The sequence below is a fragment of the Bacillus glycinifermentans genome, from assembly GCF_001042475.2.
Classification (GTDB): domain Bacteria; phylum Bacillota; class Bacilli; order Bacillales; family Bacillaceae; genus Bacillus; species Bacillus glycinifermentans.
Window position 1 is genome coordinate 404,523 of sequence record NZ_LECW02000004.1, and the last position, 12,346, is coordinate 416,868.

At 42.4% G+C, this 12,346-nt stretch carries 9 protein-coding genes and 2 pseudogenes; 1 reads left to right on the plus strand and 10 read right to left on the minus strand.

The genetic code is table 11. The features are described 5' to 3' along the window. Positions 1–47: 47 nt before the first annotated feature. From AB447_RS04955 to AB447_RS25690, 5 genes are all read right to left on the minus strand, one after another. The gene (locus AB447_RS04955; protein ID WP_048353002.1) at positions 48–2,249 is read right to left on the minus strand and encodes an MMPL family transporter; all 2,202 of its coding nucleotides are present in this window, start codon (positions 2,247–2,249) and stop codon (positions 48–50) included. Positions 2,250–2,417: 168 nt separating this feature from the next. Beyond that, positions 2,418–3,065 (minus strand): response regulator, encoded by a 648-nt coding sequence (locus tag AB447_RS04960; RefSeq protein ID WP_048353001.1) that lies wholly within the window; start codon positions 3,063–3,065, stop codon positions 2,418–2,420. Between the two features lie 2 nt (positions 3,066–3,067). Continuing rightward, entirely contained in the window at positions 3,068–4,279 is a 1,212-nt protein-coding gene (locus AB447_RS04965; RefSeq protein ID WP_053075366.1) for a sensor histidine kinase, read from the minus strand. Between the two features lie 484 nt (positions 4,280–4,763). Further along, positions 4,764–5,015, minus strand: a complete 252-nt coding sequence (locus AB447_RS04970) for a hypothetical protein (protein ID WP_053071225.1) — start codon at positions 5,013–5,015, stop codon at positions 4,764–4,766. A 107-nt stretch (positions 5,016–5,122) separates the two neighbouring features. Continuing rightward, positions 5,123–5,275: a hypothetical protein gene (locus AB447_RS25690; protein WP_156415963.1), complete on the minus strand. Its 153-nt coding sequence runs from the start codon at positions 5,273–5,275 to the stop codon at positions 5,123–5,125. Between the two features lie 677 nt (positions 5,276–5,952). On the opposite strand from AB447_RS25690, the gene AB447_RS04975 reads away from it, so the two are divergent. Then, positions 5,953–6,978: a YdcF family protein gene (locus tag AB447_RS04975; protein ID WP_048352999.1), complete on the plus strand. Its 1,026-nt coding sequence runs from the start codon at positions 5,953–5,955 to the stop codon at positions 6,976–6,978. A 473-nt stretch (positions 6,979–7,451) separates the two neighbouring features. Here AB447_RS04975 and hxlB read toward each other — a convergent pair whose 3' ends face one another. The 5 genes and pseudogenes from hxlB to AB447_RS05000 all read right to left on the minus strand — a co-directional run bounded on the left by hxlB (position 7,452) and on the right by AB447_RS05000 (position 12,295). Beyond that, a complete protein-coding gene (hxlB, locus tag AB447_RS04980) occupies positions 7,452–8,009 on the minus strand; it encodes a 6-phospho-3-hexuloisomerase (protein ID WP_048352998.1) in 558 nt (185 codons plus the stop codon). Then, positions 8,006–8,625: pseudogene (hxlA, locus tag AB447_RS04985) on the minus strand (3-hexulose-6-phosphate synthase). Before hxlA ends, hxlB begins: the two are co-directional and overlap by 4 nt. A gap of 194 nt (positions 8,626–8,819) precedes the next feature. Beyond that, a pseudogene (locus AB447_RS04990) lies at positions 8,820–9,165 on the minus strand (winged helix-turn-helix transcriptional regulator). A gap of 410 nt (positions 9,166–9,575) precedes the next feature. Then, a complete protein-coding gene (locus tag AB447_RS04995) occupies positions 9,576–10,988 on the minus strand; it encodes an MBL fold metallo-hydrolase (protein ID WP_048352997.1) in 1,413 nt (470 codons plus the stop codon). A gap of 107 nt (positions 10,989–11,095) precedes the next feature. Then, positions 11,096–12,295, minus strand: coding sequence for an FAD/NAD(P)-binding oxidoreductase (locus AB447_RS05000; RefSeq protein WP_048352996.1), 1,200 nt, complete (start codon positions 12,293–12,295; stop codon positions 11,096–11,098). Between the last annotated feature and the right edge of the window lie 51 nt (positions 12,296–12,346).

A 12,346-nucleotide genomic window follows, 5' to 3' on the forward strand; every position in this document is an offset into this window, starting at 1 on the left:
CAAACGAAGTTGATCACTATAACCAAAAGTTAAGAGCGTCTCCTTCTTTATATTGCTTTATCTATCTTTTGAGCTTCCTTGTCTTCTAGTTCGTTAATAAGAGACACCCCTTCAATATCTACTTTCGGCAATATACGATCCAGCCACTTGGGCAAATACCAGGCTGTTCGTCCTAATAGCGACATGATGGCGGGGACCAGAGTCAATCGAACGACGAAAGCATCGAACAAGACCCCAAATGCGAGGGCAAGCCCCATCGACTTAATGGTGATATCATCTCCGAAAATAAAGCTGGCGAAAACAAAAATCATAATTAACCCGGCTGCAGTAACAACTGATCCGCTGTGTTTCAATCCTGCGAGTATTGATTTTCTTGCATCGCCTGATTGCACATACGCCTCTCGTATGCTGCTGACAAGAAACACTTCATAATCCATCGCAAGTCCAAATAAAATGCCGAGCACCAGAATAGGAAGAAAGTTCAGAACAGGCCCTGCTGCTGGTATGCCGAACAGATTGTTCAGATGGCCGTCCTGCAGGACACTGACTGTAAAACCCAGCGTGGCTGTCAGCGTCATCATAAAACCGAGCACCGCCTTTACCGGGACAAGAATCGAACGGAAAACGACCACCAGAAGAATAAATGCAAAACCGACAACAATAATTGTGAATTTGGAAAGCGCATCAGTCAATTTATTTGATATATCAATATTGACTGCTGTTGGCCCTGTCACCTCAAATTTAACATTATCTTTTTTTGCAATTTGCTCTGCCTTGTCCCGGATGTCTTCCACAAGCTCTTTTGTTTTTGGATTCTCCGGACCCGTTTTCGGCGTTATATTTATCATTGCATATTTTCCGGATTGATTTGGAATAGGCGGGGACATGCTGTCTATATTGGATATATCCTCCAACCTTTTAGCAGCCTTTTGAATGGCGGTTTGAGGATTTTTATCCTTAGACGCATCAGCGATTAAGATGAGCGGTCCGTTCACTCCTTCTCCAAATCCTTCAGCCATTAAATCATACGCCCGCCGTTCAATCGTATCTTTCGATTTCATTCCATTGTCAGGCATGCCCAGATCAAGGTGCAGAGCAGGCAAACTTAAGACTGTGGTCAAGATGACACCGGCTAATACGATGAATAGCGGATAACGGGTGACGAATCGTCCCCATATGTTTGATTCAGAGTTCTTTTTCTCCCTGCTCTTCAATATGTTAGCAAACCATTTATTTTTCTTCCCGGGTGTAATGCGATCACCTGCAAAGCTGAGAATAGCAGGTACAGCGGTAATCGAAACCAATACAACCAAAAATACAACCGCCGCAGCCGCCAGCCCCATATTTGCCAAGAAAGGGATGCCTACGACAGACAAACCGCAGAGGGCGATAATCACGGTGCCTCCCGCAAAAACAACGGCGCTTCCGGCCGTTCCCGTAGCGCGGGCAACTGATTCTTTCAAACTCAATCCTTCGGCCATAAGACTGCGGGCTCTCGAAATCATAAATAGTGCATAGTCAATACCGACTGCAAGTCCGATCATGACAGCAAGTGACAAGCTTACTGATGTCATCGTGGCAAAATTCGAACCGATCATTACGAGGATAATCCCATTCCCTAGCCCGATTAGAGCCGTAATAATCGGAAGCCCCGCAGCAAGGAAGGAAGCGAACGTGAATGCTAAAATGAGGTAGGCTATGATAACTCCTATAGCCTCAGAAGCTCCGCCGATTTCCAGTTCTGAAAATGTGACTGATCCTCCGAGTTCAGTCTGAATTCCTTTGTCTCCCGCTATCTTGGCAGCCTCCTGTATTTTCTCTTTCGACGCTTCAGTAACTTGATCAGCCTCTGTTTTATAAGTGACAGTTGCATATCCGATTTTTTTGTCTTTATTTATTGTTCTGCTTTGATAAGGGTCGGCTACTGATTTAACAGCCTTATCTTCAGCAGTTTCTTTCAATGTTTTTTGTATATCTTTCCTGACAGATTCAGACTCCAGTGTTTTCCCTTTCGGGGCTTTAAAAATCAGTTGAATGGTGCCGTTGTCATCATCGGCAGGAAACTCCTTCTTCAGCAGATCACCCGCCTTCTCAGACTTCGTCCCGGGAATTGTAATTTCTCCATCAAAGGAAGTCCCAAGACCCCATACAGCGGCTCCCGCAATGGCCAGGATGCACAGCCATCCGAACATCACTCTTTTCGGTCTGCAAAACGCCCACTCTCCGAGTTTGTACAAATTTTTTGCCATACTTCTCTCCTTTCTTTTGCTTCATGTTTTTAACAGGGGGCAGGCCTGTAATTTCAAATGAATATCATGTTGAAGCATGTCCTTTATATTAAACAAAAACAAAACAAAAAAAATCGTACATAAGGGCAAATGCCTAATGTACGAAAGGGCAAGATTCATATGTACCATTTATAAATGAAGGATTCCCCGCTCAATAGCCACGGCAACGGCTTCAGACCTTGAAGACACACCCAGCTTATTATAGATATTCGTTAAATGCGCTTTAACTGTGCGTTCAGAAATCCCTAAATCAAATCCTATTTCCTTGCTTTTTGCACCCTTTGCCACTGAGCGTAGAACGAACAGCTCTTTTTCTGTCAGCGTTGTGTTGGCGGATGAAACTTCAGATGAAGACTTATTTTCTTTGTATGCGAATATCCTCTGTGTGATTTCAGGCTGTAGAAGCGTTTCCCCTCTGATAGCCGAATCGATTGTCCGGAAAAGATTTTCGCGGCTGGTGTCTTTAAGCAAGTATCCTTTTGCCCCTAAAGCAAGCCCCTGTACCATCAGCTCGTCCTCATTATACGTCGTAAGAATAATGATAGGGATATCAGAATGCCTTTCTTGCAAACGTTCTATCGCTTCAAGCCCGCTCATATTCGGCATGTTAAGGTCCATTAAAATCACATCAGGCTGCAATTCTTCAGCTAATCGAAGCGCTGCCTCCCCCCCATCTGCTTCACCGCATACTTCATAATCATCGCTTGTTTCTAATATAAGCTTTAGCCCTTCTCTTACAACCAAATGGTCATCGACAACCAATACTTTGTATCTCACAGCTATTCTCCTTTATCGATCGGTATTTCTATCTGTACTGTTGTTCCTTCTTGCAATCGGCTTTTCACATCTAATTTCCCTCTTAATAACCGGACCCGTTCACGGATCCCCAGCAATCCATAATGGCCTGTTTGCTTTTCTGTCATTCGAGAATCAAAACCGATTCCGTCGTCTATTATTTCAATATAAAGCTTGCTGCTTCGTTCTTTAATTATGATCCAAGCCTGTCCGGCTTTTGCATGACGAGCAATATTTGTTAAACATTCGCTAATGATCCGGTGACCATGTTCAACTATAAGACTGGGCAAAGAGGCCGTCAATTTTATTTTAAGAGAACATGGAATGCCGGTAGCTGATTGAAAACGGTGCACCTCATGCTGAACAGCCTCGTTAAAATCCACATTATGAACCGTCTTTTGCCGCAAATCATCAATCGCCAGACGAGCATCGGTCAACGTTTCCCTTACCCGGTCCATCGCCTGTCGCACAATTTCCTGTGATTTCTTGTAATTCCCTTTGTCCATGTGTGCATTTACGGCTTCGAGCTGCATGATGAGTCCCGCTAATCCTTGTGCGAGCGTGTCGTGCAAGTCTCGCGCCATACGCTGGCGCTCATTTGCGACAGTTAATTGCTCCACCTTTTGATGGGCTGTTTCCAGATCTTTAAGAAAAGCCTGTGTGCGGATTCTTGCCTGCACCTGCCTGAAAAACAAAACAGCATACCCCGCAACGCTCACGATTAAAGGTATCATAATGAAAAAATATAACGGTAATAGCTGAAAATCTTCCATCCAAACGACACCAAGGCAGAACAAGCATAAACAGAAAAGCGAGCATAGAAGGACTTTACCTGTACGATAGTAGAGGCCGACACTCTGACCGATTAAAAGAACATATAAGCCAATATATGTCGCCGGATAGCCATCAGGCATGATGCGGCCTGAGAAATAGACTAAAATGCCCTGTACAGCAACATATATCCATGGTTTTTGCAGCGGCTGACCGCTTACCCGCCAATAGAATACGATATGCAAGAAAATAAGACATGTATACAGAAGGGTATGCAGAAATAATGGACGATTAATAAATTGCAAGACAACCGTGGCCATATAAATGACAGCTACCCAAATCACAACAGGCACCCGGGCGGCGAACAGTTGACTGGTGTCATCCCTTCTCTCATCAGGCATCTTCATAGAATATATATCAGTCATTTTAAGATCGACTTCCTTTGCACGAATTAGGAGTTCAAAGATCATTATAACGTGAATTGAGAAGATAGATTCAATACTTCCATTTTCCTTTCTTCCCGACTTAGCATGCGCACCCATAAAATGACCAAGGATTTGGAAACCATTGGTATGAAAAGGACAGAAACTTCACGGATTATCCGTAGATCATGATGTCACGATTCACTATATTTTTTCTGCTGTCGATATTTTTAAAACAGAAGAGGTATTTCTTTCAAACTGCGGATCAGCGTCCCTTGCATCCACCAGCAAATCGCTCCTTGTTTTCAATCTTAGTTCAGGCATTCGCTCCAAAAGTATACGAACGGCAATTTCTCCTTCTAGTCTGGCGAGCGGCGCACCAAAGCAATAATGAACTCTTTTCCAAAAGCAATATGGTTATTAGCTACTCTTGTAATATCAAAGGTATCGTGATCGGTAAATTGTTCGGAATCCCGATTTGCAGAAGTTAACGAAATAAACACCATTTCGCCTTTTTGAATGCGTTTATTTCCAGCTCAACATCCCCGGAAGCCCATCTCACGTTAATGAGGTGAACAGGTCCGTTATAGCGCAGCTTTTCTTCTACCGTTGAATGAATAAGCTCAAGGTGAGTTTTTAGCATTTCCTTCTGTTCAGGATGTTCCGGCAAGGCAAGCACTCCATTGCCAAAGAGGTTGACCGTTGTTTCATGACCTGCGAGAATGAGGACAAATACCATTGCATATCATTCATGCTCGGTCAAAACGTCTCCATCATCCTCGACACTGATGAGGTCGCTTATCAAATCCTCCTGCAAGTCGTTTCGCTTTAAAGCAATCAATTTCTTTAGATACTCGACAAATGCATCATCGCTTCTTCGCTATCTTGCATTAATGGAGGATTATTCACGCTTTCAGTGATCGGGTTGGACCATTTGCGGAATTGATCTTGAGCTTCAAAAGGAACACCCAGCATTTCACAAATCACGTTAATCGGCAACGGAAAAATTTGATCCCTTTTATTTTATTTTAAAAAAAGGAAAAAAATATCGTCCGTACGGGCATATGTGATGTACTTTCGGGCAATAAGGACTCAGGAATGTACTAGACATAGATAAAGCCGCGACACTACCCAAAAAAGCTATTGATTTAAAGAATCTGAAGTTTCCCGATTATGTTTTTAAGGCTCTAAACAAGGTGAAACCCATCAAATAATATGAACCGGCAGGCATTAACATTATATTTCGGCCTTATCTGACAAGGAAAAACAATGACAAAAGCAGATGAATCTTACGGAACGGTTGAAAGTATCCGAATTAGACAGGAAAATAAGAAAAATTCTTTCCTAAATCATTCGTAGGGTTTATAATCTAATCCTCTTTGAATGAATCACGCCTTTTCAAGGAAGCAAGGTAAGATCAAGCTCCAGCACCTGCACAATATAATTAGGGGCTAGCTTGGCATTGGCTGACGCTCTACTAAACCTTTATAGAGCTTATAAAAACTTCTTTCGAGATCAAACTGTCGGATTTCAGGGATTCAAACATAAAAAAAAGCCTATGCAAAGTGATACAATGAATAACCAAAACGGTACCAGTATATTAAGTGTTGGTGAAATATTAAGAATACGTAGATGCTCTTTAGAAAATAAATTTTTAAATTGAAGGAGGACAATTTATGCCACTTATACTCATTTCGTGTGTGTTTCTTTTCACAGGAGCAGTTATTCTTCTGAAAGAGAGACGCAGTTTTCTCGGAGGAATGATTTTGACTTTTGGCGGTTTAAGTTTATCAATCACCTTGGTTCTATTGGGTATGGAAAAAATCAGCGAGTTGTCAGATTCTGTTTCTTTGGTTGTACTTTTGATTGTTTATGGCTTTTTCCCTTTGCTCTTTTTTGGTATTTGCGGCTATTTTATTTATAATACTCGCATGATGAACACAAAAGAAGGACGCAGCGCAACTGCAAAACTTTCTGCTTTATTAGGAATCAATTTAACAATCTCTGTACCTGCATTTATTTATTTAGTAGTCATGGGTGGAAACAAGATTCCTTATTGGCTAGGGGCAATATTAATATTTATTTTACTTTGTGACCTGTTATTTTCTTTTTTCTTTGTTTGTTATCTCTTCTATTCGTGGATGTATCAAATGATTCCATTTACCAAAAAAATAGACTATATCATTGTTTTAGGTTCAGGAATTCGCAGCGAAGACGTTCCGCCACTTTTAAGAAGTCGATTAGACAAAGCGATTGAGTATTATCATAAGAATCCAGAAGCAAAAATTGTCGTAAGCGGAGGTCAAGGAGCAGATGAGCCTGTCTCAGAAGCATTTGCGATGAGAAAATATCTCCTAAGTCAAAACATTCCTGATGAAAAAATTCTGTTAGAGGATCAATCCACCACAACCTTCGAAAATATGACATTTTCGAAAAACGTAATTTTACAAGATTGGCAAAAGAAAAATCATGAACCGTCGATTATTTTTTCCACAAATAATTACCATGTACTTCGCGGGGGATTGTATGCTAGAAAAGCTGGATTAAAAGCGCAGGGTGTCGGCGCTCCGACAGCTCTATATTTTTTACCTACAGCATTGATTCGTGAATATATCGCACTTTTGGTTCTTTATAAATGGTTTAGCATAGGGATTGTCCTGTTCTCGCTATTCGTAATTGTCATAAGCTATTTGCCGATTTAAAAAACGCTTATTAATGGAAATTATAAGGACGAAGGATTACTTGTTACCCAAATCACTGCTGGCAGAACATCGATTGTTGAATTTTGAAGTTCGAGAAAGATGAGAAAAGAATTTGATACGGCTTCTCAATGTGTCTCAGCTGCTGCAGAATAAGCGATGGGTTTCGATTCTTACGATAAGACATGACTCGAAGCTAAAAGGAAACAATAATCGATTCTTTTTTTGTTCTTCCCCGAAGAAATGTCTGACAGGATAAGCCTGCAAAAATGTTAAAAACATTACCTTAAATGAAATTTTGGAGACCAGGAAAATTAAATAGCTCATCAGATTAAAATCTAATGCTAATTATCGTTTCAAACCTTTTTTCGAATGCTATTACTGTTCTCAAATGTAATGTAAATGAATTACACCTTCACAGAAAAAAGGCGCAACATCCCTTATGAAAATTGCGCCTTTACTTTACTAATACATATCTATTCAAGATTTGCATGATTCCCATACATGTGCTGAGTATTCAGCCCTTTCATCTCCATCATTCGCAATATGGCGGCATCATAAAACAGTAAAAGAGTCTGTTCAAAAAGCGACCCCATCGGTTGAATGGTCTGTTTATCACTTGCCGCTTTATCCTTCGGTGAACCGGGCAGCTGCACGATATGATCAGATACTTCAGCTATCGGTGAATCCGGAGAGACTGTAACTGCTGCTACGGTACCTCCGATATCTTTTGCCTTTTCCGCCATGTGAAGTAAACTTTCTGTTTTTCCTGATCCTGTGCCTACGATAAGCAAGTCTTTCTCTGTAAATGAAGGTGTTACTGTTTCTCCAGTAACATACGCATAAATACCCATGTGCATTAATCTCATAGCAAATGACTTCCCCATTAATCCAGAACGACCTGCACCGGAAACAAACACTTTTTCTGAAGATATAATACTGGATATTAAATCCTCTATTCCTTCCTCTTGAATACGAGAAGTTGCATCATTCAGTTCTGCGATGATCGTTTTTAAATAATCATAAGCCTTCATGATTGTTGGATCATCTGCTTCATTTCTGCGGCTGCTGCCGCTTTATGATCCTGGATTGCTATACCGCCGCCAACGATAATCAAATCAGGGTTTAATTTAACAACTTCAGGCAATGTGTCCAGCTTAATTCCGCCTGCAATAGCCGTTTTTGAGTTTTTTACTACATTCTTAATTGTCATTAAGTCTTCAAATGAATTTTGGCCAATGGCCTGAAGATCATAACCCGTATGCACGCAAATATAATCAACGCCAAATTCATCTAATTCTTTGGCTCGCGCTTTTATATCTTTAACCCCAATCATATCCACCAAGATTTCTTTGCCTCTTCTACAGCGCCTCTAATGGACATGTCTTCAGCAGCACCTAGAATAGTGATAATATCAGCTCCTGCTTCTGAGGCTTTCATAACTTCATACCCGGCTGCGTCCATTATTTTAAGGTCTGCCAGTACTTTCAAATTCGGGAAAGCGGCTTTTACCTCTTTTACTGCACGAAGTCCTTCGTTAATCACAACCGGCGTACCGATTTCGACAATGTCAATGTATTCTTCTACTTCTTTTACTACTTTGATGGCTTCCGGTATATTGACTAAGTCTAATGCTAACTGTAATTCCACTTATAAGTCACCCCAGTTTTTAAATTATCAATATGAATTCCGCGGATGATTCTCTTGATATTTCACTTACAAGAAGAGTATAGCAAGAAGGATAACCCCTTTATAGTACGCACTTTTTTTTTACATACTATACTTTTACTCATATGGTATAGAAAAAGATACTGTCTCCAAAACAGTATCTCCAATCAATCTTCCTATTTATCATATTTGAAAAAATTGGTATCTATATAATTTTTACCCCACTCATACATAGCTTCTAATATAGGCATTAAACTTTCTCCTTGTTTTGTTAGGGAATATTCAACTTTCGGGGGAACAACAGGATATACTTCCCTATGTACAATATTCTTCTTCTAATTCACGCAGCTGATTCACCAGCATTCTTTGAGTAATGCCGGGCATCAGAGCTTTCAATTCCCCAAACCTTTTCGTACCTTCTTTTCCCAGAAACCACAAAATCAGCATTTTCCATTTTCCTCCGATGATGTTGAGCGTTAACTCTTTCTCGCAATTAAATGTTTTATTTTCCATCCGTGACATATGCTCACTCCTTATCTAATTTGCAGTAAATTAAAATATAATTTTCATGATAAACCATGACATCATTGTAAAAAGATTTTATCTAATTAATCAATCATGGTGCTTTTTAATTGGCATGACTAAAAAATGATGTAAAGTTGCGGCAAAAGATTTGAAATACCCATCCTCAGGCGGCCGCTTCGGGCTTGGTTTGAAATCAAAGAGAAACATCAGGGCGGAGTTATTATCCCGGAGTGAGAAGCGTGCGCTGATGAAAATGTTTCATGCGTTTTATCAGGCGGAGTAGAAGGGAAAATAATATCAGTAAAGAGGCCGGGAGCAAGAGAATCTCGGCCTCTTTCATCTTTTTCTAGAATAACGGTTTAATAGAATTCCATGCGCTTGATTAAAGCTCAAATGGCTGACCCTTGTCACACGATTGTGAGACCGTCTTTCTGCCATTGGACAATGCCGCCGCTCAAACTCAATACTTGTTTGAACCCGCCGTTTGCTTGCAGGATGCTGGCCCCGATGGCGGACCGGGCTCCGGAATGGCATTGCACAAGGATCGGACAGTCTCTTTTAATTTCATCCAGCCGTTCCTGGAGCGTCCCCAGCATGATGTGCTGCGCATTCGGAATGTGGCCTTCCTGCCATTCAGTCAGATTGCGGACATCAAGGACGTGCACGAATCCGTCCTCCACCAATTTAGCAATATCCAATGGTGGTATCTCCGTGTACGATTCAAGTGTAAAAGCGCCGCTTGCCAGGATTTTGCCGCTGTCCATAACCCCTGCCACATTGTCAATGCCTACAGAGCGCAGCGCTTTTAGAAGTTCGCTCATTTTATCCGGATTCGTTATGAAGTACACAGGACGATTGTAGTCAATGAGCCAGCCTGCCCAGTTCGTAAACGCCTTGTTAAATGGAATGTTGATTGTGCCTTTGACATGCCCTTCAGCAAATTCCCGGGAAGGTCGGGTATCCACAATTTGCGCTTTTTTCTGCAAATCTTTCACTTGTTCAATCGAAGTGATCTCTGGAACAGCAGACAGATCTGTAAGCAATGCTGGGCCTTCTTTATTCACGCGTTTCATCACGGCAAAATATTTTGGCGGTTCCGGCTGTCCATCAAGCAAGGCTTTTACGAATTCCTCTTCATCGGTGTAAGCCATTGCCCAGTTAAACAGCTTTTCATAGCCGACAGTCGAGGTCGGAATCGCTCCCAATGCCTTGCCGCAAGAGCTGCCTGCGCCATGTGCCGGCCAGACCTGCAGGTAATCCGGGAGTTGTTTAAACTTCATGAGTGACTTGAACATCTCTCTCGCCCCCGTTTCTGACGTTCCCTTGATCCCCGCCGCTTTTTCGAGCAAATCGGGTCTGCCGATGTCGCCTACAAAGACGAAATCTCCCGTAAAGATTCCGATTGGACGGTCCGCATTTCCTCCGCTGTCCGTCAACAGGAAAGATATGCTTTCCGGGGTATGGCCTGGGGTATGCATCACCTCAAACATCAGGTTTCCGATGGAAAAGCGATCACCGTCTTTCACAAGTTGATGTTTCAATCCATCAATATATTGATATTTCCAATCTGCATCGCCTTCATCGGAAAGATACAGCTTCGCTTGGTGTATAACGCCGAGTTCGCGGGCACCGGAAACAAAATCGGCGTGAATATGGGTTTCTGCGGCCGCTGTGATGCTTAGTCCTTCTTCTTTGGCTGCTTGTAAATACGGTTTTAGATTGCGGCCGGGGTCAATCACAATCGCTTCCCCTGTTTTTTGGCAGCCGACCAGATAGGATGCATGGGCCAGCTTTTCATCGTAAAAGTAGCGCAACAACATGTTGTATTCCTCCCCTTGAATCATCATTTATTTTTTCTGAGAAAACTGTTTTGGAATCCTGCATCATGCACATCATCTAAATACACGGACGTTAACTTTGTCCTCCCTTACATCAGTCCTTTTAACATGCCATTCCAATAAATGATGGGAAGCAATCTTCTTTTTAACAGGTACATGCTGAATCGTTCTTTGGACTGATCAAATGGAAACGTTTCTTGCGGCACCTTGTGATAGTCAAACTCGGCCAGCACGAGTTTGTTGTATCCTGTAACCAAGGGGCATGAGGTGTATCCATCGTACTTTGCATCTAATGAAGATCCTTTTATCAAGGACAGCAGATTTTGCACCGCAACCGGAGCCTGTTTGCGAATCGCCGCCCCTGTTTTGGACGTCGGGAGGTTGGCACAGTCTCCAATTCCGAAAACATTGGCAAACTTTTTGTGCTGCAGAGTGTACGGATCAACATCGACCCATCCGCCGGCATCCGCCAATGCGCTTTCTTTTATAAATAGAGGCGCTTTCATCGGCGGTGTCACATGAAGAAGATCGTATGTTAGTACTTCCTGTTCCCCCGTCTCCAGATTCTCGAACAAGGCTTCTTTTGAATCAGGCCGAATTTCGACCAGGTTTCGTTTGTACATCGTTTGGATGTCCTTGCGCCGGACGACTTTTTCGAGCGCATTTGCATATTTGGGGACATCGAAAATGATTGATTTAGCAGATGCAAAAATAATGTCCGACTGATTGCGAACATTTGACTTGCGGAAATAGTCGTCTGCCAAGTACATAATTTTCTGTGGAGCTCCCCCGCATTTCACGGGAGAATCCGGATGAGTGAAAATGGCGGTTCCGCCTTTAAAGTTGCGGATGTTTTCCCAAGTGCTGTCTACCGTATCGTACGAGTAGTTGCTGCAAACCCCGTTTTTTCCGACCGCATCTTTCAAACCTTTGACCCCGTTCCAATCGATGTGCAAACCGGCTGCTGCAACAAGATAATCATAGGAAACGATCGTTCCTTGTTTTGTAAGGAGTGTGTTCTGTTCCGGCCGAAACTCCGTTACAGCATCGCCGATCAAGTCGACCCCGGCAGGAATCAGGGAAGCCAGATCGCGCTCCGACTCTTCCTTCTTCGCTGCTCCGCCTCCGACTAATGTCCACAAAGGCTGGTAGTAGTGCTTTGTTTGCGGGTCAATGATGGCAATGTGTCCTTTGAGTTTTTTAGAAGCCCGGACGAGGCGGGCTGCTACACAGATGCCGGCAGTCCCTGCTCCAACAATGACAACGGAATAACGAACTTGTCTTGCCATAGTCAACCCCCTTATGCTTTTAGAAAGTTGATGTTTTTCGTAAAGATGCGT

Excerpts from the sequence above, each read along its gene's own strand:
- AB447_RS04955 (WP_048353002.1), bottom strand. The coding sequence starts at position 2,249 with ATGGCAAAAAATTTGTACAAACTCGGAGAGTGGGCGTTTTGCAGACCG.
- AB447_RS04965 (WP_053075366.1), bottom strand. The coding sequence starts at position 4,279 with ATGACTGATATATATTCTATGAAGATGCCTGATGAGAGAAGGGATGAC.
- AB447_RS04970 (WP_053071225.1), bottom strand. The coding sequence starts at position 5,015 with ATGGTATTTGTCCTCATTCTCGCAGGTCATGAAACAACGGTCAACCTC.
- AB447_RS04975 (WP_048352999.1), top strand. The coding sequence starts at position 5,953 with ATGCCACTTATACTCATTTCGTGTGTGTTTCTTTTCACAGGAGCAGTT.
- hxlB (WP_048352998.1), bottom strand. The coding sequence starts at position 8,009 with ATGAAGGCTTATGATTATTTAAAAACGATCATCGCAGAACTGAATGAT.
- AB447_RS04995 (WP_048352997.1), bottom strand. The coding sequence starts at position 10,988 with ATGTTGTTGCGCTACTTTTACGATGAAAAGCTGGCCCATGCATCCTAT.
- AB447_RS05000 (WP_048352996.1), bottom strand. The coding sequence starts at position 12,295 with ATGGCAAGACAAGTTCGTTATTCCGTTGTCATTGTTGGAGCAGGGACT.